At 35.8% G+C, this 26,161-nt stretch carries 23 protein-coding genes; 8 read left to right on the top strand and 15 right to left on the bottom strand.

Going from position 1 to position 26,161, the window contains the following annotated elements; all coding sequences use genetic code 11:
* Positions 1–8: 8 nt before the first annotated feature.
* Positions 9–980: a phosphotransferase enzyme family protein gene (locus NLJ82_RS03415; protein ID WP_000401621.1), complete on the bottom strand. Its 972-nt coding sequence runs from the start codon at positions 978–980 to the stop codon at positions 9–11.
* Between the two features lie 23 nt (positions 981–1,003).
* Positions 1,004–1,690 (bottom strand): CPBP family intramembrane glutamic endopeptidase, encoded by a 687-nt coding sequence (locus tag NLJ82_RS03410; RefSeq protein WP_000175469.1) that lies wholly within the window; start codon positions 1,688–1,690, stop codon positions 1,004–1,006.
* 149 nt (positions 1,691–1,839) lie between these two features.
* On the opposite strand from NLJ82_RS03410, the gene gerKA reads away from it, so the two are divergent.
* From gerKA to gerKC, 3 genes are read left to right on the top strand one after another with little or no spacing between them, the layout of a single operon-like run.
* Entirely contained in the window at positions 1,840–3,342 is a 1,503-nt protein-coding gene (gene gerKA, locus NLJ82_RS03405; RefSeq protein ID WP_000139272.1) for a spore germination protein GerKA, read from the top strand.
* Complete coding sequence (locus NLJ82_RS03400) at positions 3,323–4,429, top strand: GerAB/ArcD/ProY family transporter (protein WP_000185780.1); 1,107 nt, start codon at positions 3,323–3,325, stop codon at positions 4,427–4,429. Before gerKA ends, NLJ82_RS03400 begins: the two co-directional genes overlap by 20 nt.
* Positions 4,410–5,534, top strand: coding sequence for a spore germination protein GerKC (gerKC, locus tag NLJ82_RS03395; RefSeq protein ID WP_000474040.1), 1,125 nt, complete (start codon positions 4,410–4,412; stop codon positions 5,532–5,534). The genes NLJ82_RS03400 and gerKC overlap by 20 nt, the downstream gene beginning before the upstream one ends.
* A 31-nt stretch (positions 5,535–5,565) precedes the next feature.
* Here gerKC and treC read toward each other — a convergent pair whose 3' ends face one another.
* The 3 genes from treC to treR form a co-directional block, all read right to left on the bottom strand.
* Entirely contained in the window at positions 5,566–7,227 is a 1,662-nt protein-coding gene (treC, locus tag NLJ82_RS03390; RefSeq protein ID WP_000656104.1) for an alpha,alpha-phosphotrehalase, read from the bottom strand.
* A 13-nt stretch (positions 7,228–7,240) separates the two neighbouring features.
* On the bottom strand, positions 7,241–8,668 hold the full coding sequence (treP, locus tag NLJ82_RS03385) for a PTS system trehalose-specific EIIBC component (RefSeq protein WP_088296490.1): 1,428 nt from the start codon (positions 8,666–8,668) through the stop codon (positions 7,241–7,243).
* 137 nt (positions 8,669–8,805) lie between these two features.
* Complete coding sequence (treR, locus tag NLJ82_RS03380) at positions 8,806–9,516, bottom strand: trehalose operon repressor (RefSeq protein ID WP_000987250.1); 711 nt, start codon at positions 9,514–9,516, stop codon at positions 8,806–8,808.
* A 450-nt stretch (positions 9,517–9,966) separates the two neighbouring features.
* Between treR and NLJ82_RS03375 the strand changes: the two genes are divergently transcribed.
* Positions 9,967–11,364: an amino acid permease gene (locus NLJ82_RS03375; protein ID WP_000448464.1), complete on the top strand. Its 1,398-nt coding sequence runs from the start codon at positions 9,967–9,969 to the stop codon at positions 11,362–11,364.
* 31 nt (positions 11,365–11,395) lie between these two features.
* Here NLJ82_RS03375 and NLJ82_RS03370 read toward each other — a convergent pair whose 3' ends face one another.
* From NLJ82_RS03370 to NLJ82_RS03360, 3 genes are all read right to left on the bottom strand, one after another.
* On the bottom strand, positions 11,396–13,099 hold the full coding sequence (locus NLJ82_RS03370) for a putative bifunctional diguanylate cyclase/phosphodiesterase (protein WP_000893364.1): 1,704 nt from the start codon (positions 13,097–13,099) through the stop codon (positions 11,396–11,398).
* Positions 13,100–13,558: 459 nt separating this feature from the next.
* Positions 13,559–13,897, bottom strand: coding sequence for a hypothetical protein (locus NLJ82_RS03365; RefSeq protein ID WP_001106391.1), 339 nt, complete (start codon positions 13,895–13,897; stop codon positions 13,559–13,561).
* 30 nt (positions 13,898–13,927) lie between these two features.
* The gene (locus tag NLJ82_RS03360) at positions 13,928–14,173 is read right to left on the bottom strand and encodes a hypothetical protein (RefSeq protein ID WP_002035728.1); all 246 of its coding nucleotides are present in this window, start codon (positions 14,171–14,173) and stop codon (positions 13,928–13,930) included.
* Between the two features lie 223 nt (positions 14,174–14,396).
* On the opposite strand from NLJ82_RS03360, the gene NLJ82_RS03355 reads away from it, so the two are divergent.
* The 3 genes from NLJ82_RS03355 (at position 14,397) to NLJ82_RS03345 (ending at position 18,834) form a co-directional block, all read left to right on the top strand.
* Positions 14,397–15,926, top strand: coding sequence for a cardiolipin synthase (locus NLJ82_RS03355; protein WP_000743045.1), 1,530 nt, complete (start codon positions 14,397–14,399; stop codon positions 15,924–15,926).
* 127 nt (positions 15,927–16,053) lie between these two features.
* Entirely contained in the window at positions 16,054–16,947 is an 894-nt protein-coding gene (locus NLJ82_RS03350) for an ATP-binding protein (RefSeq protein WP_000892979.1), read from the top strand.
* 3 nt (positions 16,948–16,950) lie between these two features.
* A complete protein-coding gene (locus tag NLJ82_RS03345; RefSeq protein ID WP_001248871.1) occupies positions 16,951–18,834 on the top strand; it encodes a vWA domain-containing protein in 1,884 nt (627 codons plus the stop codon).
* Between the two features lie 38 nt (positions 18,835–18,872).
* On the opposite strand, the gene NLJ82_RS03340 is transcribed toward NLJ82_RS03345, so the two are convergent.
* The 4 genes from NLJ82_RS03340 to NLJ82_RS03325 form a co-directional block, all read right to left on the bottom strand.
* Complete coding sequence (locus NLJ82_RS03340; RefSeq protein WP_001117692.1) at positions 18,873–19,202, bottom strand: NUDIX hydrolase; 330 nt, start codon at positions 19,200–19,202, stop codon at positions 18,873–18,875.
* Positions 19,203–19,281: 79 nt separating this feature from the next.
* A complete protein-coding gene (pyrE, locus tag NLJ82_RS03335; protein ID WP_000417034.1) occupies positions 19,282–19,824 on the bottom strand; it encodes an orotate phosphoribosyltransferase in 543 nt (180 codons plus the stop codon).
* A 112-nt stretch (positions 19,825–19,936) separates the two neighbouring features.
* Positions 19,937–20,902: an L-threonine 3-dehydrogenase gene (locus NLJ82_RS03330; RefSeq protein ID WP_000723136.1), complete on the bottom strand. Its 966-nt coding sequence runs from the start codon at positions 20,900–20,902 to the stop codon at positions 19,937–19,939.
* A 44-nt stretch (positions 20,903–20,946) separates the two neighbouring features.
* A complete protein-coding gene (locus NLJ82_RS03325; RefSeq protein WP_000095907.1) occupies positions 20,947–22,137 on the bottom strand; it encodes a glycine C-acetyltransferase in 1,191 nt (396 codons plus the stop codon).
* Positions 22,138–22,350: 213 nt separating this feature from the next.
* On the opposite strand from NLJ82_RS03325, the gene NLJ82_RS03320 reads away from it, so the two are divergent.
* Positions 22,351–23,082, top strand: coding sequence for a class I SAM-dependent DNA methyltransferase (locus tag NLJ82_RS03320; RefSeq protein WP_000885952.1), 732 nt, complete (start codon positions 22,351–22,353; stop codon positions 23,080–23,082).
* A 32-nt stretch (positions 23,083–23,114) separates the two neighbouring features.
* On the opposite strand, the gene NLJ82_RS03315 is transcribed toward NLJ82_RS03320, so the two are convergent.
* The 3 genes from NLJ82_RS03315 to NLJ82_RS03305 are packed head-to-tail and all read right to left on the bottom strand — an operon-like array spanning position 23,115 to position 26,008.
* Complete coding sequence (locus tag NLJ82_RS03315) at positions 23,115–23,936, bottom strand: ABC transporter ATP-binding protein (protein ID WP_001167952.1); 822 nt, start codon at positions 23,934–23,936, stop codon at positions 23,115–23,117.
* Between the two features lie 12 nt (positions 23,937–23,948).
* Positions 23,949–25,007: a FecCD family ABC transporter permease gene (locus NLJ82_RS03310; RefSeq protein WP_000760043.1), complete on the bottom strand. Its 1,059-nt coding sequence runs from the start codon at positions 25,005–25,007 to the stop codon at positions 23,949–23,951.
* The gene (locus NLJ82_RS03305) at positions 25,004–26,008 is read right to left on the bottom strand and encodes a FecCD family ABC transporter permease (RefSeq protein ID WP_000925223.1); all 1,005 of its coding nucleotides are present in this window, start codon (positions 26,006–26,008) and stop codon (positions 25,004–25,006) included. Before NLJ82_RS03305 ends, NLJ82_RS03310 begins: the two co-directional genes overlap by 4 nt.
* Positions 26,009–26,161 lie beyond the last annotated feature (153 nt).

The following is a 26,161-nucleotide window of genomic DNA, read 5'->3' as shown; positions in this document are numbered from 1 at the left end:
AGAATGTATTATATATTCACAATTGCTTCTTTTTTTATAATTCTTTCGTATAGCTCTTCTGATAACTTTCGGAAATTATCTGGCATATCTTTCCCTTTAAATTTCTTTTGGAGCGTGCCGTATAGACCTATGTCACGCAAACGTAAAAATAGTGGTAATGATTCATACCAGCTATCCGCCAGTCTGTGCTCATACTCATAGCCTTTCCGTAACACTTGTAACTGTTTACGAGCAAAGTCTGTCTTCTCTTCCGCTGTCCACGTTGTAAATAGAACAGAGTAATAAAGAACCATCGCTAAATCGTGTATAAAGTAATTATAAGCCGCATCATCAAAATCAAAGATTGTTAGCTCTTTTCCATCATAATGAAAATTACCTGGATGAATATCCCCATGCATAAGGCCGAATGTTTCTCTTTCAATTGGAAGAGCCTTTATCTCATCCATTAATACCGCAGCGATCTTTTTCACTTGATCATCTTCTAATTCATTAACAATCCCACTCTCATCTTCTTCCCACGTATCACGGTAGTCTGTTTTAGGATAATCCATTGTAAGGCGATGCAGTTGTCCAATCGCTTTTCCCCATGCTTCAAAGTAAGCGTCTCCCCAATAAGGCGATTCCGCTCCTTTTACTTGCTCACCTTTTGCATATGTAAATAAAGAAGCGAAAAAGAAAGTTTCATCCTCTGCTCTGATTTCTTCTACAAGATTTTGAGATGCTGAATAAAGGGGTCCTGCTACCTTTGCCCCATTCTCCGCAACATATCGTAAAAAATCTAGTTCAGCCTCTACCTCTTGTTTAGAGCGATGAGAAGAATGTGTTAAACGTAATACGTAATCTTCATCATTATCACCCTTCGCCTTAAAAATATAATTCTCAAAATCTCCAAGCGGCTTTTCGTCCACTGTTACATGAAACAAACTCGCTGCTCTTTTTAAAATCTCTTTCGTAAAAATACGTTCTACAGCTATTTCCATATGTATCCCTCCTATATATCTTCTTAATTCGACATAAATGTGAGAAGTACTGCTATGAAATTGAATAATGCGTGGGCAATCATAGCCGATAAAATAGAATTTGTTTTCTCATATAACCAAGCAAATACTACCCCACTTAAAAAATTCACCGGTAATGTGTTATATGTTGGAATATGGACAACGGTAAATATTATGGAACTGATAAACATACCGCCCCGCATGCCATATCTATTACGAAAAAATGTATAAAAAACACCTCGATATAAAATCTCTTCATAAATTGGTGATATAATTGCTGCTCCAATTACCGCGATACAGAATGAATAGATTGATTTATCATTTTGGACTGTCTCCGTCTTACTATTTTCAAAGGAAATACCCATTTTCTCCATTACCACTAATACAGCAATACTAGCTACAATTAAGAAAATAACCGCTCCAACTGTCCATAAAAGATCTTTCCATGAAAGCTTCCGAATTCCAATATCTTTCCACGAGAGTTTATATCTTTTGATACAAAAAAGATAAACTACAGTAGTAAATATCACTGCCATTATAAAGCCCATTAATACTCCAGCATATAGTGAGTTACCTATTACTTCTAAAATATATTTATAAAAAAGGGATTCGACAGTTACTGGAACAATAACAAATACAAACATAAATAAATATAAAACTTCTTTCCATCCCCACATATACCTCAAAGTCATTTATATCATCCCCTATATCCTATTTTCTATAGTATAAAAGATGACGTAACGTAACTTTCAAGCTACTTTGTCAAAAATAATCCAAGCATAAATTTCTCACAAAAAGCAAAAATTAACAGAAGTAACTTTATCTAAAAGAGGTGGAAATTATGACAGAGCAAAAAGAACAACAAAAGAGTACGGATCAAAAGCATATGTTTCCATCACTTCCGGAAAACATTAATTATATCGAAAATAAGCTCTGTCATTCAGACGATATAAAAAAATTAGATCTTCCTTTCCAAAACGGCAAAGGAACAATCTTATATATCGAATCTTTAGCAGACCCGAGTTTAATTCACCAATTAGCTCTTGAACCTTTATTAACTCGGTCCGATTTATCTTTAGATAAAGCTTTTGCCACATTAAGTATGAAGAAAGAAACAAATTTAAATTACGGTGTGCAACTTTTATTACAAGGCAAATCATTATATTTTCATGAACAAGTCGACAGTTTTTGTATTTTCGAAACAGCTTTATCTTTAAAGAGAGATATAGCAGAGCCTGATAATGAAGGTATTGTACGTGGACCACATACTGGTTTTGTAGAAGATTTAGCAACCAATTTAGCTTCCATTCGTAAACTCATAAAAAGTCCAAATATCGTCGTTAAATATTTCACACTTGGTGAAGAAATGCATACGAAAGTGGCAATTGCTTATATGCAAAACATAGCGAATGACGATTTAGTTACAGAAGTAAAAAGAAGGTTAGAAACGATTAAGACAGATGCACTTATGCCTCCGGGATATATACAAGAATTTATAGAGGATACGTCTTTCTCACCATTTCCGCAGCAATTAAATACAGAGCGTCCAGATAGAGTCGCAGCAAATTTAATGGAAGGACGAGTTGCTATTTTATCTGATGGAGATCCAACAGCGCTTATCGTTCCTGTTACGTTATTTGCTTTCTATCAATCACCAGATGATTACAATAACCGCTGGATTGTCGGTTCTTTCGTCCGAATGATTCGCTTAGTGAGTTTTTTGATTGCTTTTCTCTTACCAGCTATATATATCGCAACCGTAGCCTTTCATCCTGATGTATTGCCGCTTGAACTTGTGTATACAATTAAAGCTTCATTAGAGAAAGTACCGCTCCCTCCTATTTTTGAAGCTCTCTTAATGGAGCTAATTTTCGAATTATTACGGGAAGCTGGTATTCGCTTGCCGAGCCGAGTTGGACAAACAATCGGTATTGTAGGCGGTTTAGTAATTGGGGATGCAATTGTAAAAGCTGGACTCGTTTCTTACACAATGATTATCGTTGTAGCTTTAACTGCAATCTCATCTTTTCTCGTTCCATCAAACGATATGAGTTCAGCAGTTCGAATTCTTCGTTTTCCATTAATGCTCCTTGCTGCCCTATTCGGATACGTAGGAATATCATTCGGTCTCATTATAACTTTCGTTCACCTATGTCAGCTTCATTCTTTTCATACACCATATCTTTCTCCTGTTGCACCAATGCGGATTAAAGATATGAAAGATTCTTTTGTCAGACTACCAATTTGGTCATTTTGGGAACGACCACATGATCCAAAACCGAAAAAAATGCAGCGCCAACATGTAACGAGAGAGGATGAGGACGGTGACAAACACGCAAAGTAAAATTTCGTTAGTTCAATTTACCTTTTTCGTTATTCAGTGCCAAATCGGAGTAGGCATACTTTCTCTACCGAACCGCCTTCACCCGATTGCTAAAGGCGGTGGGTGGATTTCTGCACTCATCGCTGGGCTTGCGATTCAGCTTATTATTTTACTTATGTGGCTTTTCTTAAAACGATTTCCTGATGCAGATATGTATGAAAGTGTTTGTATGCTATTTGGGAATAAGTTTGGAAAACTATTAGGTTTTGCTTATGTTTTTTATTTTACCCTTATTGGTATGACGGTTATGTTGAATGCTTGTAATGTCATTAAAGTGTGGATATTACAAGCAACTCCTTGGTATGCCATTCTCATACTATTTACAATAGCTTGTTGTTATGTAGCTTATAACACTTTTAAAGTCATCGTACGATTTTATGTCATGGCCTCTATTCTCATTTTACCAATGGCTCTTTTAATCGCCTTAGGACTCACGCGAGCCGATTTTTCTTATATTTTTCCAATTACAGAAGCTGGATGGTGGAATATTATTCAAGCATCTAAAGAAACAATTACAGCTATGTATGGTTTTGAAATTATTCTTATCGCTTTCCCCAAAGTAAATGGGGGTTCTATTGCAAAACTAAAGGCAATTTCTATCGCGAATGGATTTGTAACCCTTTTTTATACTTTTACTGTTTGGATTTGCTTTATCGTATTTAGTCCAAAACAAATTGAGCTTATTCCAGAACCAGTTGCTTACTTATTACGATCCTTGCATATCGGGATTATAGACCGAACTGATTTACTATTCATACCAATTTGGATGATAACAGTTGTAGCTTCTATCGCTAGTTATTACTGTGCTGCTTCTATAGGAATTGGACATATATTCAATCTTGGTAATCATAAAAAGGCTGTCCCAATCGTTGGTATTATTGCTTTTAGTATAGCCCTATTTATCGATACACCTGAAGAATTAAAAGTGATTGCAACTTTCACAGATAAGTTCACCTATATTTTCATCGTTGTCCTCCCTCTTTTATTTCTACTTTATTCAGTAATAAGAAATAAGAAAGGAGAACAGTATGTTCAAAAAAAGAGTTAAATTACTTTTTGTATTATGCACTAGTGCATTCCTTGCTGGCTGTTGGGATCAAGAACCATTAAGGGAAGCAAGGTTAGCTTATAGTATTGGATCTGATATTACGGAAGAGAATCAACTCCAGCAAACAATTGAGCTCGTAAAAAGTTCAAGCGGCGAACAATCTTCATTCGAGAATGAAATACATTCAGCAACCGGGCATAACATAAGAGATACAAGCGATGCACTGAAAAAAAATGTAACGGGAAACATTCGTTATTTCAAATATGGTGTTCAATTACTAGGAACAAAAATTTTAAAAAAAGGTATACTACCCTATTTAGATGTCAGCTTTCGGGACCCAACAAACCCAACTGCTTTAGTAAAACTTATTGCAGTAGATGGTGAAACATCTGAGATACTAGAAAAAAAGAAAGTAGGAAATTTACTAATTGGAGATTTTCTAAAGAAAAAAGTGAAAAGCTTAGAAGATATGAGTGTATTTCCAAAAGAAACTTTAGAAACTGCTGCTACAAAAATGTTAGATCCGGGTAAAGACTTTACCCTCCCTTCTATAAAAATAAAAGGACAAGAAGTAATTACAAACGGATTAGCTTTATTTAACAATGATAAATTGACCGGGCATTTACCTTTAAAACAATCTGTTTTATTCGTATTATTAACTGGAAAAATGGGAACAAGTGCCCGTATAACCCAAAAGCTTACTAGCGATGAATCCGAGAAGACATCTGACTATTTAACAATGGAAGTGAGCAATCGGAAATTAAAACGAGACTTAAAAATAACAACAGATAAAAAAGGAAATGTTTATGCTCACATTAAGCTTCAATTAAAAGTTATAGCCCTTGAAGCTCCGAGAGATAATCTTTACAAAATGGATGAAAGAAAAAAACTAAATAAGGAACTATCCAAACAGCTCACGAAAGAAGCGAAAAAAATAACGAAAAAGTTACAAAAGGCAAATTGTGATGCTTTCGGAATTGGTAGACATCTTATCGCTTATCATCCTGACCTATGGAAGAAAAAAAATTGGAATAAAGATTATGCAAAAGTAAAATTTAAGCCTGAGGTAGAAGTAAGCATTTTGTATAGTGGTGTCTTAAAATAAAAGGTTGTATGCCACGCAGGCATACAACCTTTTATTTCGTATATCGATATACAATTGATTCATATGGTCTTAAGTCAAGGTTTGTAATATCCTTGCTGGAATCCTTATAATTCGACAGTAATACTTCTTGTTTCATTCCATCTAATTGAACGTGCGCTGGTATAGAGTACGTTATTTCCTCTCCATAGAAGTTATTGATAACAAGTAGCACTTCACTTTCTGTAGTACGAGTATATGCCCAAATTTTAGGATCATTTTCATCCAAAATAGCATATTCTCCTTCTGTAATTACATCATACGTTTTTCTAAGTTCTATTAACTCTTTATAATGATAAAATACAGACTCTTTATCTTCTAATGCCTTCTCTACGTTTATTTCTTTAAAGTTTTCAGCCACTGAAATCCAAGGTGTACTTGTTGTAAAGCCACTGTTCATCTCTTCATTCCACTGCATTGGAGTACGGGAGTTGTCACGAGATTTTTGTTTTAAAATCCCGATAATCTCTTCTTTTGATAATCCTTCTTCCAACTTTATATCATATATATTTAACGATTCCACATCACGATATTGTTCAATAGACTCAAAATTAGGATTCGTCATACCGATTTCTTCGCCTTGATAAATATAAGGCGTTCCTTGCAACATATGCATAGCCGTTGCTAACATTTTTGCAGATTCATTTCTATACTTCTCATCATTACCGAAGCGTGACACAATACGAGGCTGGTCATGATTACACCAGAATAACGCATTCCATCCCCCGCCCTTTTGCATTTCAATTTGCCAATTAGACATAATCTCTTTTAATTTAATGAAATCAAAATTCGCTTTCGTCCACTTATCTCCATTCGGATAATCTACTTTTAAATGATGGAAACTAAACGTCATACTTAATTCATTACGCTCAGGGTTTGAATATTTAATACAATTATCAATTGTCGTAGATGACATTTCTCCAACTGTAATTACATCTTTCCCTTCAAAAACATTTCGGTTCATTTCTTGTAAATATTCATGAACACGCGGGCCATCTGTATAATATTTACGGCCATCACTTGTCGCCGTACTTCCGTCATCATTTAAGAACTGTTGATCTTTTGAAATTAAATTAATAACATCTAATCGGAATCCAGTTACCCCTTTATCAAGCCAAAAGCGCATCATATCATATACTTCTTCACGAAGTTTTTCATTTTCCCAGTTTAAATCCGCTTGTGTCTCATCAAATAGATGTAAATAATATTGCTCTGTCTTTTCATCATATTTCCAAGCAGACCCACCAAACTTAGATTGCCAATTATTTTTTTCATCACGCCAAATATAGTAATTACGATATGGACTATTTTTATCTTCCTTCGCTTCTTTAAACCACTTATGCTCCGTCGAACTATGATTTACAACGATATCAAGCATAATTTCAATGTTACGTGCTTTCGCTTCTTCTAAAAGCTCTTCAAACTCTTCCATCGTTCCGTAAGATGGATCAATACGGTAGTAATCACTTACATCGTATCCATTATCATTTTGTGGCGATTGGTATATCGGTGTTAACCAAATATAATCTACTCCGAGTTCTTTTAAGTAATCTAGTTTTTCTGTAACCCCTTTTATATCACCGGTTTCTTTATTGTAATAGCTATTAAAGCTCTTCGGATAAATTTGATAAACTACACTTTTATGCCAATCCTTCATGTTTAACTTCCTCCTACTTCTGTTTTACTCGTTTTGCAAATAACCACGTTAATGTAAATGGAATTACAACTGCGATAATCATTCCGACAATAAACATTGGAATCGATTTCGGAATGATAGAAATAAATGCTGGTAATCCGCCAATTCCGATAGCAGGTGCTAATACACCATTTAACGTAATAAATATTGCTGCCACAGCCGATCCTATAATCGCTGCATAGAACGGGAATTTATTTCGTAAGTTTACACCAAACATAGCTGGCTCTGTAATACCGAAATATGCCGAGATTGCTGATGTAGATGCCATACTTTTATCATTTTGATTTTTAGAAATCCAGAACATCGCAAGTGCCGCACTACCTTGCGCAATGTTAGAAAGGGCAATCATTGGCCAAATGAATGTACCACCGTGTTGTGCAATTAATTGTAAATCGATAGCAATAAACATATGATGCATACCTGTAATTACAAGTGGTGCATATAATGCTCCAAACAATACTGCTCCAACTACCGGTACTGTTTCATATACACCTACTAATCCAACTGTTAATAAATCTCCAATATGACGTGTAACTGGACCAATAATCCCTAATGCTAACACACCTGTCACAACGATTGTTGTAATTGGTACAACTAATAATTGAATTGCATTTGGTACATGTTTCTTTAAAAAGATTTCTACTTTACTTAATACAAATGCTGCTACTAAAACAGGTAAAATTTGTCCTTGATATCCTACCTTCTCAATTTGGAACAGCCCTAAAATATTGAAGTACTCAATCTTTTGACCATCTAAACCAGTCGCTGCTTTTCCATAGTCCCAGGCATTTAATAAGGCTGGGTGCACAAGCATTAATCCCATAACAATCCCTAATATCGGACTACCACCAAAACGCTTCGTTGCTGACCAACCGACAAGTGCTGGTAAGAATACGAATGCTGTATTCGCCATCATATTAATTAAATCCCAAAGCCCACCTAAGTTCGGATACACATCTAATAAATTTTTCCCATCAAAAAATAAGTCCTTTGCGCCTAATAGATTGTTAATACCCATTAGTAAACCAGCTGTTACGATCGCTGGTAATATCGGCATAAATACATCAGAAAATATTTTTACAAACTTTTGAGCTGGATTTAACTTCTGATTTCCAGAATCTTTTACGTCAGCTACAGTCGATTCTTTCATACCTGCAAGCGTTATCAATTCAGCGTAAACACGATCCACATCTCCTGGACCAATTACAATTTGAAATACCCCAGCGTTATGAAACGCTCCCTTTACTAATGAAACAGACTGCAATTTATCGTTATCTATTTTACTTTCATCCTTTAAAGCGATACGGAGTCTCGTTACACAGTGCGCAGCTTGTTCAATATTGTCTTTCCCGCCAATATACTGCAACACTTCCTCTGCTGTTTTACGATAGTCTTTCCCCATATTCCCGTCCCTCTTTTCTTTTTTTGATACCGTTTACAATTACATATTAACTCGTATATATAAGTTAGTCAACACTCGTATATACGAGTTTGTCGTTTTTTTATAAAAAAAGAGATGAAACATTACGTTCCATCTCCTTATTTTCTCCGCGCCACATCCGAAAAATGAAAAATATCTAAGCGGTGGCGGGATTCTGTATATTCGAACTGACTTCCATCATACAAATGCGTAAAGTTTTTCACGACAACAACATAATCTGTTCCATTTAAATCTAAATACTTTCTATCGTCCTCTGTACATGGTTGCACTTCAATTACTCTCTGTGAGTAACTAATATGAAGACCTAGTTCTTTCTCAATATATTTATAAATAGACCCCGCTGCAATTTCACTCGTTAATCCAGGAATATATTCCGATACAAAATGATTAATATCCAAAATTACTTTTTCTCCATCAATATTTCGTACGCGTTTAATATGATCTATGTCTGTTTTCTCTTTCACATTTAATAGCTTTGCAACCTCTTTTGTCGCTTTTACTTTCTCCATTTCCACGACTTCTGTAATACAATGGCGTCCTAAACGTTCATTTTCTTCTTGGAAACTTACAATACCACCAAAGTTGAATTCAATGTTTTTTCGCTTTAAAACAAAAACACCTTTTCCGTGTATTTTTTGAACATATCCACGTTCTTGTAATAAATCTACAGCTTTTCTTACAGTACCGCGGCTCGCTTCATATTGCTTCATTAATTCAGTTTCTGATGGGATTTTGCATCCCTCTTTTAATTGCCTATTATCAATAGAATTACTGATTTCTGTATAAATTTGTTCATACTTACTCATCATCTACAATAGCCCCTTGTCACCTTCTAGTTCTATATGTATTATACCATGCTACACTCTTCTGCCAATCTCTCACTTATTTTCCAGTATAGGAAAAATAAAGGTAAATATTTAATCTCTAAAACGTATTTTTATAAAAATTTTTATATTTTTCTTTTCATTCAAAAAAACATGTAGTATACTAACTTCAAAATCAGAGGAGAAAGGGAGCAAAGAACTATGCTTACTTATACAACAATTGTAGTTACATTTGCACAAAAACATCATCATCATACGTAACCCTTGAAACCTAGCGGAAAAATTACGCGTAGGTACAAGGGTTATTCCCGTTGTACCTACGCTTTGGCGAAGAGCCATGTAGGTATTTTTTATCTACATGGCTCTTTTTTTATTGCCAAAAAGCTAGTAAAAAATGATGTTTAAGCAAATATTACTACAAAGGAGTTAACAAAAATGGAAACGAAAAAATGGGGATTATGGGTTTTAACAGCTTTTGTTATCGGGAATATGGTTGGCGGTGGCGTATTTATGCTCCCAGCAAATTTAGCACAAGTATCAGGTCCAATGGGTTCTACACTTGCATGGAGTATTACAGGACTTGGTGTATTTATGATTGCACTCGTATTTGGAAATTTAGCAATCCGAAAACCAGAATTAAAAGCGGGGCCACAAAGCTATGCTCAAGCGATGTTCCCTTCAAAAAAAGCGGGTAAAGTTGCAGGCTATAGTATGGCATGGGGATATTGGGCTGCGAACTGGGCTGCAACAGCATCTGTTATTATTTCCTTTGCTGGATATTTATCAACATTCTTTCCAGTTTTACAAAGTAAGCAAATTCTCTTTTCAACGAACGGATTTTCACTAGAACTTGGAAAAGGATTAACGTTCCTCGTATGCAGCCTTATGTTATGGGGAATTCAATATATTCTTTCTCAAAATATTGATCGTGCTGGAAATATGAATCTTCTTGCTACTATTGCAAAAATTATCGGATTTACAATGTTTATTGTAATCACATTATTCATTTTCAATGCCTCTAATTTCGGAGACGGGCAAACATTTATGAATGAAGCAGGACAATCCATTTCGTTAGGTGGACAAATCAATTCAGCTGCTATTGCAACACTTTGGGCATTTATCGGTATTGAATCGGCTGTCATGCTTTCTAATCGTGCAAAATCTCAGCGGGATGTAAAAAAAGCTACCATTTTCGGATTAATTATCGCTCTTCTTATTTACATGTCAATTACGCTACTTACAATGGGAGCTCTCTCTCAAGATGCTTTAAAAGACTCTCAAAAACCATTAGTAGACGCATTAAATTTAGCAATTGGCAATAAAGGCGCATATATAATGGCTTTACTTGCACTTGTATCTTTATTTGGATCTACAGTTGGCTGGATCGTTGTTAGTTCAGAGGTTCCTTATCAGGCAGCAAAAAATGGGCTTTTCCCTAAATTTTTCGCGAAAACAAATAAAAAAGGTAGTCCTTCAAAATCATTATTTATTACAAATGTGATGACGCAAATTTTCTTATTCTCAACGATTTCTGGTACCGTATCAGAAGCTTATAATTTCGCTATCGTTGTAGCAACATTAGCTTATTTAATTCCATACCTTGTTTCTACGCTGTACCAATTCAAATTAGTTATTACAGGAGAAACGTATGATATAATGCCTGGCTCTCGAATAAAGGACGGCATCATTACTACATTAGCATTCATATATTCTATTTGGGTTATCAAAACGGGAACTGCTGATTTAAAAACGTTCTTCTTAGGAATCGGATTGTTCGTATTAGGTCTTATTCTTTATCCTGTACTAATGAAAGACTCACAAAAAATGAATTAAAAAAGGAGAAGCTTCTGGCTTCTCTTTTTTATTAGAAGTCTATAATTAACTTTTCCTTTAACTCTGCTACAGATAAAGGTTTTGCATAATAAAATCCTTGTACATAATCACAGCCCATCGATTTTAATAAGCTTTCTTGCTCTACTGTCTCTACCCCTTCAGCAACTACTGCTAAATGTAAGCTATGGGCAATTTCAATAACAGATTTTACAATCGTTCGCTCTGGCTGTGCATGATCATAATGAAATTCACGAATAAAATTACGATCAATTTTTACTATATCCAGCGGTAGTTGTTTTAAATAATATAAGGAAGAATAACCCGTTCCGAAATCATCTAAAGCAATTAAAATACCCATATTTCTTAATTCTTGTAATGTAGCAATAATATAATCAAAATGACGAACAGCAATGCTTTCCGTTATTTCTAAAATTAAACGATTTGCGGGAAATCCAGTTCTCCTTAAAATGCTACGTACAGATAAAATAAAACGCTTTTGCATTAATTGTTGTATGGATAAATTCACAGATAACTTTAGTCCTTCTTCATACTCTGGCAATGTTTTAAACAAGCGACATGACTTTTCTAATACCCAGTCTCCTAATTTTATAATAAGTCCAGATTCTTCAGCTACTGGGATAAATTCGCCTGGTGAAATAGGTCCTTCTTCTGTCGAACAACGCGCTAAAGCTTCAATACCAGTATATTTCTTCGTTTTCAAATCAATAATAGGCTGCAGTGCCACATCTAACTCTTCATCACGAATTGCCTTTTGCAAAGCAAATTCAATTTTCATTCTACGATTTATTTTCGCACGTAACTCATCTGTAAAGAAACACGCTGCATTTCTTCCCTGTTCTTTCGCACTATACATAGCTAAATCTGAATTCTTCAATAGGGTTTCTACATCTTGTCCATCTTGAGGATATGAGCACAGTCCTAGACTAGCTGAAATGTATACTTCATGACCTTCAAGCATAAATGGTGCCTGAAAGCATGACAATACAGATGTCGCTAGCTGCCTCATCTCATCTTGTGTATGATTGTTTGTTAACAACACAAATTCGTCGCCACCCAGCCTAGCCAGAACATCTTTCTCTCCTAGCACATAATGCAACCGTGAAGCAACTTCGCTTAAAAGTAAATCTCCTATCATATGACCTAGCGTATCGTTTACTAATTTAAAACGATCCAAATCAAAATAAATCATACCAAACTCTTTTTTATCTGCAATCAATTCGTTAACAGTCGTTATTAATTGTAAACGGTTCGGTAAACTCGTTAAAGCATCATGATACGCAAGCTCCCTATAACGACTTTCACTTAACCGCAACCTCTGTTCTGCTTCTTTCCTACTACTAATATCATTTCGGATCGCAATAAATTGATATGGCTCTCCTTTTTCATTTAAAAATGGAACAATTGTTGTTTTAACCCAATAATATGTACCATCTTTTGCTTGATTTCGAATCTCCCCTCTCCATACTTTTCCGCTCAAAATACGCTTCCATAGCATTTGAAAAAATGTTTTCGGATGATGTCCTGAATTTAAAATACGATGATCTTTCCCTATTAACTCTTCTCGTGTATATTTGGAGATTTCACAAAACTTATCATTTACATATGTAATAAGACCCTTTCGGTCTGTAATCGCAACAATTGAAGACTCATCTAATGCTAACTTTAAATCTCGCAATGAAGATTCATATAATGCATGACCTCTTTGTTCTAGCATGCGCATCTCTCCTTGCTTCCTATCTGACTAAAACACAACTTGTTTCTTTTCATAGAAATAGAGATATTTCATTTCCTAATAATTATCCTTTACATACATCACGTTTTGAAATATGTCGATTAAAATAACATAATATTATTTGTAATAAAAAGCAATATAATACCTTTTCAATTATACGTAGCAGTTTCTTATAGCTAACTCTATACAACTCTTCAAGAACATATATATAAAGTGAAACTTTAATCAGTGGGGAGTGTTGATCTCCGCCTAACTTCCTTGCTTCCGCTGAATTTTGAGGTGGGGGGCTTACTACCCTTTAATGCGGGATAAATTAAAATTATTATATATGTTTTTTGAATTATAATAACAAAATATTAACATATTTTCACCTTAATTTTGGAAGTATTTTATAAATAAATACTTTATTAAACAAAAAAAGAGGATAGCCTCTTTTTTTATTTAATACGGATATGTTGTTTGTTGATACCCCGGATATGGTGTTGGATATAGCACTGGATATGGCGCTGGATAAGTTACTGGGTACGGCGCTGGATAGTATCCTCCACCTGCTGCACCCGTTAATGCACCTGCTGTAAGCCCACCTAACACACCTCCAGCAAAACTTCCAGGGAAAAATCCACCGCCCCATGAGCCGCCACCCCAGCCCCATCCACCTCCGTGATGGTGATGATGATCATGGTGATTGTGCCCACCATGGTGGTGATGTCCGCCGTTATGATGGTGCCCTCCATGATGATGATTACGATAATACAATCCGTTATTTTCTATATAATTCATATTTCCCCTCTCCTTTTCCATTTTCTCATCTTAATAGGTATTGTAAGAATAATATGGATCTTGTTGGTAACCTGTATAATAAGAATAATCCGAGTAATACGGATAACCATATCCGCCATAACCAAATCCAGGGCTGAGTAATGCTCCCGCTACAAACCCTGGAAAGAAACCTCCACCAAAAAATGGTGAATGTCCAAAACCACCATGAAAACCTCCGTGACCGAAACCACCACCGTGACCAAATCCTCCAATTGGACGACCATACATTTTATTCACCTTCCTTTTCTCTTTAAAAACGTAACAATACACTGTATGTAGGACAAATGCGGAAAGTATGGGGAAATACCTACATTTTGTAAAAAACAGAAAACACTTTATAATAAAGTGAAACTTTAATCAGTGGGGGGCTTACTGCCCATTAAAGTGGGATAAAAATGTCACATTACATCCGCTATTTAGGAAGTCTATATTGAAGAAAGATTAGAGGAATTATATAGAAATGAAGAAACCTATTGTCCAATTACTATTAATATTTACAATTGTATCTATCGTTCTTTTCCTATTAAATACATCGTATATTTCGTTATATACATTTGTCGGCGTTCTCTGGTCCATCACAATTGTAGGAATTTCATTCGTTATTTTTATCGAAAATAGGTCTCCTCAAAGTACCTTAGCGTGGTTTTTAGTATTAGCACTTCTTCCCGTTGTAGGTGTACTTTTATACTCTATTTTCGGGCGTAGCCGTTGGAGAAGAAAAAAGCATCTCCATCGTTCAGAAGAACAAAGAAAATTATTCCGTGAAATATTAGAAGGAAGACGACTAGAGTTATCACTCAAAGTCCCATTAAGTGAACGCTCTACCCATTTAACAGAAGTTGTACAAAAATTTGGAGGCGGGCCTGCCGCAGATAGAACAACTACCAAACTTTTAACAAACGGAGATCAAACATTTTCAGCAATTTTGCAAGCTATCGAGCAAGCAAAACATCATATACATATTCAATACTATATTTATAAATCTGATGAGATTGGTACAAAAGTTCGGGATGCTTTAATAAACAAAGCAAAAGCTGGTGTTATTGTACGCTTCCTTTATGATGGATTAGGAAGTAATACGTTAAGAAGACGCTTTTTAAAACCTATGAAAGAAGCTGGGATTGAAATTGTTGAATTTGATCCTATTTTTTCAGCTTGGTTACTTGAAACCGTCAATTATCGTAACCACCGTAAAATCGTCATTGTAGATGGAGAAATCGGTTTTACTGGAGGACTTAACGTCGGTGATGAATATCTTGGCCGTTCAAAAAAGTTTCCCGTTTGGCGTGATAGTCATTTAAAACTCGAAGGAAAAGCGTTATATAAATTACAAGCAATTTTTCTAGAGGACTGGCTCTATGCATCTAGTGGTTTGAAAACCTATTCTTGGGATCAATTTATGAATAGACAATACTTCCCAGGTAAAGAAATTTCAAGTGCAGAAGGTGCCGTGCAAATTGTAGCAAGCGGGCCAAGCTCAGATGATAAGAGCATTCGCAATACATTATTAGCTGTTATGGGCTCGGCAAAAAAATCTATTTGGATTGCTACACCATACTTTATTCCAGATCAAGAAACTTTAACATTATTACGTTTAAGTGCAATATCTGGCATAGATGTACGCATTTTATATCCTGGTAAAAGTGATAGTATTATTAGTGACCAAGCATCTCAGTCCTACTTCACTCCACTTTTAAAAGCTGGTGCCTCCATTTATAGTTATAAAGATGGCTTTATGCATGCAAAAATTGTACTTGTTGATGATAAAATTGCAACAATCGGAACAGCAAATATGGATGTACGAAGCTTTGAATTGAATTATGAAATTATTAGCGTACTGTATGAATCAGAAACTGTTCATAATATTAAACGTGATTTTGAAGAAGACTTTAAGCATTCCACTGAAATTAAATGGAACGCTTTCCAAAAAAGAAGTATCAAAAAACGAATATTAGAGTCTTTTATGAGGCTCATTTCTCCTTTACTATAAGTAATCAATGTACAATTGATTGCTTTTTCTTTTATATTTGTCCCCTCTCCTTTTCTTTGCATACCATATTAAAACAAGTTATCATAAGATGTATTACTTTATGAAAATAATGTTAGGTGGGACATACATGTTAGAACAATTTCATATACATGCTGATTTAAAACAGCAGCTTTCTACAATTCACGAAAAGAATAAACAAGAAGCTGGTGAAAATGCACATTTAATCGGTACAAAAATATATAAAGCATCTGATAATAGCATTATCGAAGATGCCATTACAGCACTTCTTCTTGGCAAAAATATTCTATTAAAAGGGCCGACTGGTAGTGGTAAAACCGTACTAGCTGAAACACTTTCTTCTTTATTCCAAAAACCAATGCATAGTATTAACTGTTCTGTCGATTTAGATGTAGAAGGTATTTTAGGATACAACACACTACAAACGAAAGATGGCGCATCTGAAGTTACATTCGTTAACGGTCCTCTTATGAAAGCAATGAAGAACGGCCATTTCCTATATATTGATGAAATCAATATGGCAAAACCTGAAACGTTACCACTTCTTCACGGTGCATTAGATTACCGTAAAATGATTACAAATCCATTTACACAAGAAGTTGTATACGGTGATGATGAGTATCGTGTAATCGCAGCAATTAATGAAGGCTACGTTGGAACAAGTGAACTAAACGAAGCGTTAAAAAACCGTTTCGTTATTATTGAAGTTCCCTACATCCAAGGTGATACATTAAAAGAACTATTATTAGCAGAATCAAAACTAAAAGATGTTACAACAATTGAAAAGTTCGTTGCATTTGCAAGCGATCTTATGCCTTTAGCTCGTGATGGCCGCGTAAGTGAAGAAGCAGCAAGTATTCGTGGCATTATCGATGCATGTGATTTAGGTGTATATATTCCCGTTATGCGTGCAATTGAACGTAGTATTATCGCAAAATTAAACGATGAAACAGAACAAATGACTGTCCGTGAATTAGCAGAAAGTTATTTCTTTGAGGGATAATTCATGAGACAAATTTTTAGTGACAAAAAAATTGATGCGTCGCTGTTTCTACAAATGGAAAACTTAATGTATGCCCTTCTCAAAGAAGATGATGCCTACCTTGAGTATGGCTATAAAGCATACTACGACGAAATTGAAAAAAAGGTTGTCATTAGTCACTTTTGGGATGATCGAAAAGAAGAGGATACAGTAATCGGATTAAAAAGCGAAGTGTTTTTAAAAGCACTTGGTAATAAACATTACTCGGACATGACTTTAATTCGTTCTTATGCAATTGAATTGCAAGAATCACCCTTAAAAAAGTTTTTAACACAATTATTTGTTCTATTAGAAGATTTACGTGTTGAGGAAATCGTAAAAAACTTACGCCCTGGCACAAAGCATGTTTTTAAAAGAAGAAAAGAAATGTATCGCAATTACTTTAGCTCACAAAATGAAATCAATCGTGTTCGTAACTATCACGGTGATCGTCTATTTTGTCTATGCTATCTTTCATTAACGAGCGATAAATATGAAATGTTTAATAATGAATATTTCGAGCAAATTGAAGCTATTTTGCATGAAACATTCCAAGCTCGTAATACGGAAGATATTATGTATATCGTTGAGAAAATTCGCTATCGCTTAGAGGAGCTTCTTGAAAGTGATATGCTGAACAACTATTTCGGGCATGCACCGCTTTATTTATCTGTCATTGCAGATGAAAAAAACTGTCGCGTCGAAGATTTAGCAAACGATGATACGCAGCTCATAGATGACGATGAAAATAAAAACAAAATGGATGAAAGCTTCTCAACATGGCACCGTGAAAATAAAAACAATGAAAACGAGAACTTTTTACGCTTTGAATTAGAAAGCGGAACAAAAACAAATATGATGGGTGACACTGCTCGCGAATCAGAAGATGGCGACCAAGCACTTGGCTCTGTACAAGGTACTTCTCAAAAAAGTACACAATCTAACTTTGATGGTGCTGACACAAAAGAAGCAAGAGCTTCTCACGCTTCTAGTCAAAATGATGGTGCATATGGTAAATATAACACTGGCGCTTCTCATACATTTAAAGAAGCACGTAAACCAAATCCTGATGAGAAAAAGGATTACCAAGCTATCAAATCAGTCGTTAATAAAGATGTAAAAGAATTAAAGAAAATTATCGAAAAAACGATTGAAAATAAAACGAATGCAAATAGTGATAAATATTACGGAAGACTTCGTAAGAAATTCCTTCGTATTTATACTGAAAAGCAGCCTCGCATGTTTTATAAAAAAGGGCAAGAATCACAAGAGCTCGACGTTGCATTCCAACTATTAGTAGACTGCTCTGGTTCTATGTATAACAAAATGGAAGAAACGAAAAAGAGTGTGGTCCTATTCCATGAAGCGTTGAAATCTTTAAAAATCCCGCACGCTATTAGCGGATTTTGGGAAGATGCTTCTAGTGCTAAACCTGAAGATAAGCCGAACGTTATCCATGAAGTTGTAACGTATAAAAACTCAACGTTACCAAACGTTGGTCCAGAAATTATGCAGCTTCGCGAAGAAGAAGATAACCGCGACGGATATATTATTCGTATCGTTTCTGAAAAACTTGCAAAAAGACCAGAAAAACATAAATTCTTACTTGTCTTCACAGACGGTGAACCTTCTGCGCTAGACTACCAACAAGACGGTATTTTAGATACGCATGAAGCTGTCAAACTTGCTCGTAAAAGTGGTATGGAAGTAATCGGAATTTTCATCGAAGAAGGCGAAGCGAAAGAAGCAACTTATCAATTAATGAAGAACATTTATAACCATCACTTCTTAGTTGCAAATCACGCTGAAGATTTACGTCTGAAGATTAAACCACTATTGAAAAAGTTATTACTGAAGACGATTGAATAGAAAAACAGGAGCTTTGCGCTCCTGTTTTTTTCTTTCAATCACTTTGTTTCTGGCTGAAACTTGTATGGAATGGCTACTGCTAATAATGAATCGAATCCTCCATCGTAGAATGGGAATCGTTCATTTGCGATTGATCGATCCACCCACTCTATTGCGGAAATTTCCTCTTCATCTTCTGCCATAAGTTCCCCTTTTACTACACTCGCTCGGAATGTAAATAATAGTGCATGATTCCCTGATTCTTCAAAGAATTTTTCGTTAATCGCAACAAGTCCACCTGCCATAGCCGTTAAACCTGTCTCTTCGTTTACTTCCCTTACTAGAGCTTTCTCTAACGTTTCACCCTTTTCAACAGCCCCACCCGGCAATGACCAAACATTTTATTCTACATTATGTACCATTAATATTTTATCTGTTTCTTCGTCATGTATTAGTGCATATACGACATCAACTCTTTGCATGTTGCTTTTCTCCTTCAATTAACTCATCCATTGTAAATAAGGAATGTAGCTGTAAACCATCTTCTAATAAGTTTTCTTTTCCCTCTTTCGTTCGTTCAATCACGCCTAGAACATGGTGGACTTTCGCACCTAATCCTCTTAAATCTTTCGTGCTTAATAATATTTGACCACCTGTCGTAATAACATCTTCAACAACACAAACATTTTTCCCAGCAATATCAACGCCTTCTGCTAACTTGCATGTACCGTACTTCTTCGCTTCTTTTCTTACAAATACAACTGGTATACCTGTTTGTAAAGATAATGCTGTTGCTACTGGAATTCCTCCCATCTCTAAACCTGCGAGCACTTCTGTCTCAGGAGGAATGAGCTCTTTCAATTGTTTAGCAATTTCTACTAGCAATACTGGATTAGATTCAAATAAGTACTTATCAAAGTATTGATTTGATACTTGTCCTGATCGAAGTTTAAATGTTCCCGTTAAACGTGACGTATTGTAAATTTCCTTTGCTAACTCCCATTTCTCCATTCCCTGTCTCCCCTTTACACACAAATTAACTCATTCTATCACACTTGTAATTATTTGTATATTCCTAAAATACAAACAAAAAAGGTCGATTCCTAAGAATCGACCCTTCCTATTAATTCATCACTAACTCAGCTGTGAGCTTTTTTTTTAACTTAGCAAGCATGTCCGTTGTCATTTTGTCTAAATCGTATTCTGCTTTAAAGCCCCACTCTTTCATTGCTGCTGTTGCATCAATAGAGTTTGGCCAACTATCAGCGATTGTTTGACGAGCAGGATCTACAGCGTAATCCATCGTAAACGCCGGGATGTGTTTACGAATTGATGCTGCGATTTGCTCCGGCTCAAAGCTCATTGCTGTAATATTGAACGCGTTTCTATGCACTAACTTACTTGGATCAGCTTCCATTAATGAAATGATCGCTTGTAAAGCATCTGGCATGTACATCATATCCATGTATGTTCCTTCTGCAATGTATGAGGTGTATGTGCCTTTTTTAATCGCCTCATAATAAATTTCAACTGCATAATCAGTTGTTCCCCCTCCTGGAGGAGCTACATAAGAAATTAAACCTGGGAAACGTACACCGCGCGTATCAACGCCAAATTTTTGATGATAATAATCACATAGTAATTCTCCTGCTACTTTGTTTACCCCATACATCGTAGTAGGACGCTGAATTGTATCTTGTGGCGTATTATCTTTCGGCGTTGATGGACCAAATGCACCGATAGAACTTGGCGTGAAGAATTTACAGTTTAATTCACGAGCTGCTTCTAATGCATTTACAAGTCCACCCATATTCAAATTCCATGCAAATAATGGATTTTTTTCTGCTGTTGCTGAAAGTAAAGCTGCTAAATGAATAATTGTATCTACTTCATTACGCTTTGCGATATCATGTAGTTTTTGTCCATCTGTTACATCTAACGTTTCAAATGGACCAGATGTTACTACTTCACTATCTGTTTCACGAATATCTGTTGCAATAACATTTGATGCGCCGTATACATCACGAAGTTTCATTACTAGTTCAGAACCAATTTGCCCTAAAGAACCGGTTACTAGAATTTTTTTCATTTTCCCCACTCCTCATTTGCAAGCTATTCAAAAGATGTCTTTACTTAAATGATGCCCATTTCTTTCCCTACTTTTTCATACTTACGAATTGCCTCATCCAACATTTCTTTCGTATGAGCTGCTGTTGGCATATTACGAACGCGTCCTGTTCCTTTAGGTACAGTTGGGAACACGATAGATTTTGCATATACGCCCTCTTCATTTAGACGTTTACTAAATTCTTGTGTTAATACTTCGTCACCAATAATGCAAGGTGTAATTGGTGTTTCACTTTCTCCGATGTTAAAGCCAAGTTCTTTTAACCCTTGTTTTAAATAGCGACCATTTTCCCACAGGCGATCATGTAACTCTGTGCTTTCCATTAAAATTTCAATGGATCGCATACATGCAGCTGCATCAGCTGGTGTTAATGCTGTAGAGAATAAGAATGGACGTGAACGAACTTTTAACCAGTCAATTAAGTTTTGTTTCCCTGCTACATATCCACCAATTACCCCAATTGCTTTTGATAATGTACCAATTTGGAAATCAACTTTATCAGATAGACCGAAGTGCTTTACAGTTCCTGCACCTTTTCCAAGTACACCTGAACCGTGTGCATCATCTACATAGGTCATTAAGTCTAACTCTTCTGCAATTTCAACGATTTCTGGTAGTTTTGCAACATCTCCATCCATTGAGAAGACACCGTCTGTAATGACCATTAATTTATTGTAAAGACCTGATTCTTTCGCCGCGATTGCTTTTTGGCGTAAATCTTCCATATCAGAATGTTTATAAACGATAATTTTTGCTTTTGATAGACGACTACCATCGATAATAGAAGCATGGTTTAATTCGTCTGAAAGAATCGCATCATTTTTATCCATAACAGCTGAAATCGCTGCCATATTACAGTTAAATCCTGATTGGTAAGCGATTGCTGCTTCTGTATGTTTAAACTTTGCAATTGTTTCTTCTAATTTAATATGCAAATCTAAAGTACCGTTAATTGTACGAACCGCTCCTGCTCCAACGCCGTACTTATGAATTGCACCAATTGCTGCTTCTTGCAAACGGCTATCTGTTGCTAATCCAAGATAGTTGTTTGAAGATAAGTTAATATATTCTTTTCCGCCAATTGTAATGATTGGTCCATTTGAACTTTCAAGCGGATCAATTACGTTATAAAGCCCCTTTGATTTTAAATCCTCTAAATTTTCTTCTAAAAATTTTGCAAGTGTTTTACTAGACATCGTGAAGCCTCCCATCGTTCATGTAAGCGAATTATTGTCTTAATAGTTCTAATAATCCCTCTACTAGCTTAACACGTTTTCAGAATTTATTATAGAAAAATAGTTTAAAGTAACCGCTTACAATTCTAGATTATATACGATTCATTACAAGAAATCTATCATTTACTTTTCATATTTGGTAGAATAAAAAAAATATGTAAGGGGGCTTCAATCATGGCATTTACTGAATCTGATGTATATAATAACGAAGCATTTTTTGAACAATATATGAAGCGAAGATATCGAGAAAATAGCCCAAATGAGTCACTTGAAAAACCAGCCTTCTTTCAACTCATTAGTGATGTTAAAGGAAAGCGAATTCTCGATTTAGGCTGCGGTGATGCTAAGTTCGGTGAGGAGTTATTAGAAAAAGGCTGCCACTCTTACACTGGTATTGAAGGCTCCGAACTTATGTATGAAAAAGCTAAAAAACAACTAGAAAACAAAAATGGCGCCGTTCATTTTTTAAACCTCAAAGACTACACATACCCTCCTTCTACTTTTGATTTAGTAACATCTAGACTCGCCTTACATTATATCGAACATCTTACTATCATTTTTCAAAATGTGTACGAAACTTTAAAGACAAATGGAACCTTTACTTTTAGCGTTCAACACCCTATTATTACCTCTTCATTTGAAAGCTTGCAAACGAGCGGAAAAAGAACGAGTTGGCTCGTCGATGATTACTTTAAACTAGGTAAACGGGTTGAACCTTGGATTGATCAAGAAGTTATTAAATATCATCGTACAACGGAAGAATATTTTACACTATTACAACAAGCTGGATTTACAATTACAAATTTAAAAGAAGCTACACCAGATCAAACTTATTTTCAAAACGCGGAAGAATATGAACGTCGTTTACGTATCCCCCTCTTCCTCTTATTCTCTTGCCGAAAATGAAAAAGACGATGACCCTCTCATCGTCTTTTTCATTATCTCATTGCCTGAGCAACCTCTTTACGTACACGTCTTCCTTTTCCATGCGGAATACAAAGTGGCGTCCCAAATAATGGATCTGTACTGATTTGACACTCCATTCGGAATACATCACGTACTAGCTTCTCATCCACTACTTCTTCAGGTTTACCTTGTGCATATATTTGTTTATCTTGAATGGCTACAATATTATCTGCATAACGGCATGCTAAATTTAAATCGTGTAATACCATGACAATTGTTCTTTGTTCTGTTTCATTTAATTCGAATAATAAATCAAGCACTTCAATTTGGTGAGTCATATCTAAATAGGTAGTAGGCTCATCCAATAAAATAATATCTGTATCTTGTGCAAGCGTCATTGCAATCCAAGCACGTTGACGTTGTCCACCTGAAAGAGCATGCACATCACGCTCAGCAAATTCTGTCATCCCTGTTGCTGCAAGTGCTTTCTGTACCATTTCCTCATCTTTTTCTGACCATTGCTTCAGCCATGTTTGATACGGATAACGTCCTTGCTTTACAAGTTGCAATACTGTAAGCCCTTCTGGCGCTTGCGGTCCTTGCGGTAAAATTGCCATTTGACGAGCGATTTGCTTCGTTTGCATATTTTGAATGGCTTGACTATCTAACAAAATGTCACCAGCTGTTGGTTTTAATAATCTAGCTAGTGAACGTAATAAGGTTGATTTCCCGCAACCGTTAGAACCGATAAAGATGGTAATTTCACCTTTTGGAATTTCTAAATTCAACTCATCAATAATAATTGTTTCACCGTAAGACAACGTCAAACGTTTCGTCTCCAATGCTTTTTGCATATTCATCTTCCTTTATGAATTCCGACTTTTATAAAGTAAATAAATAAAATAAGGTGCGCCAATTGCTGATGTAAATACCCCTGCTGGAATTTCAAGTGGGGTGAAAACTGTACGCCCAATTAAATCTGCAGCAAGTACTAAAATCGCACCGACAATAGCCGCAACCGGGAGTAATGCACCATATAAAGAACCAACTAGTCTTCGTGAAATATGAGGTGCCATTAAACCGACAAATCCAATTCCTCCAGCAAAGGCAACTGCTCCACCAATTAAAGCTGTACTCAGTAATAACATGAATATGCGTGACTTCGTTAAAGGAACACCAAGTCCTACCGCAATATCATCCCCTAGCTCTTGCGCATTTAAATGTCTAGCAGCTATAAATGATATTACCGTTAAAATGAGAACCCACGGCGCAAGTACTATGACGTTTTGCCATGAAGAACCGTAAACAGTACCCGTAATCCATACATTCGCTTGACTCGCTTGATAAATTGGCGCTAATAACATAAACAAAGTCGTTGCCGCTTTCGTTAATGCCCAAAACCCAACACCAATTAAAACAAGACTAATCGGCGATAACCCGTCATTTCTCCATGCAAATAAATATACAAAAAGCGCTACAATCGTTGCCCCAACAAAGGCTGCTAGCGGCATATAATGAATGCTTACAGTTAGCGCATTATTTTTATCACTAAATATAGCTAAAAACAATACAACTGCAACACTTGCACCACCTGTAATCCCGATAATATCCGGAGAAGCAAGTGGATTTCGGACGAGGCCTTGTAAAATACATCCTGCGATCGCAAGTGCGATCCCTACAAGAATAGCAATTAAAATACGCGGCATACGAAACTTATTTACAACCATATTGGACATCGCATCGCCATTTCCAGTGATCGCTTGCCATACATCATAAGGAGCAATTTTCATGTCTCCCATACCTGCACTCGCAAAAAATAATCCTATTAAAACAACTAGTAAACTGAATAAGACGAGACAAGCTCGTTTATACATTAAAAACGAGAGCTCGCCTTTTCCTATACGAAACGGAATATACTTCTTCATTTGCTAAGCCCTCTCTTACGTGCAATATAAATAAAGAACGGCGCACCAATAAATGCTGTCATAACTCCTACTGGTACTTCTTGTGGCATAATGACATATCTTGCTGCTATATCAGCTAAAATCAATAGTATTGCACCTAACAAGCCGCTATACGGTATTCTCCATCTGTGATCTACTCCAACAAGAAATCTAGAAAAATGCGGGGTAATAATTCCAATAAATCCAATTGGACCAGCAACAGCAACTGAACCACCAGATAACAGGACAATTATAAGTAACACGAATGATTTCATTAAAATTGTTCGTTGCCCAAGTCCCTTTGCAACGTCTTCCCCCATCATTAATGTATTTACTTTCCCTGCCATCATAATAGATGCAATCCAGCCTATTAATAAATACGGGAATACAGATTGTAAAATTTCTAACTTTCTTCCTTGCACAGATCCGGCAAGCCAAAATAATACTTCTTCAAGCGCCTTTTCATTTAAAACAAGTAATCCTTGTGTTAATGATGAAAATAACGCACTAATTGCGACCCCCGCTAATGTTAATTTAAGAGGCGTTGTCCCCTCTTTTCCTAAAGAACTAGAAGCAAATACAAGTACAGCTGCAACTGCTGCCCCCAAAAAGGCAATCCACGTGAAAGCTGATAGTGATGTTACGGAAAAAATAACAATTGCTACAACTATGAAGAAAGCAGCACCTGAATTTAATCCAATAAAATCTGGAGAAGCAAGTGGATTCTTCGTTAAAGTTTGCATAAGACAACCTGCAATGGCTAAACTAGCACCAACACTCGCTGCAATTAATGCTCTTGGTAGACGCACATTTTGAATAATAATATGTTCATTGGACCCATTAAAATGGAAAAAAGCATCTAACGCTAAATTCCAACTCGTATTTGTATATCCGAAAATAATACTTCCCCAAATACAAGTAATGACTGCAATGATTCCAACAAATAATCCAATCCATTTTGCTCGATTTGTTTTTAATAACATGCAGCGTTTCCCCTTCAATGTATAATGATACGTTGTAAGTGTATTTCAACTTAATTCTCATTGTCAACGGAAATGAGAATTATTTTCATTGACAACGAGGCCATGAAGTATTATTATCATGCTTGCTATTGAAAAAAATTCTCACTATGTAGG

The sequence above is a fragment of the Bacillus paranthracis genome (assembly GCF_024296885.1).
GTDB classification, from domain to species: domain Bacteria; phylum Bacillota; class Bacilli; order Bacillales; family Bacillaceae_G; genus Bacillus_A; species Bacillus_A paranthracis.
The sequence above is the reverse complement of the archived record's forward strand: the minus strand, read 5'-3'. Positions and strand labels throughout refer to the sequence as shown.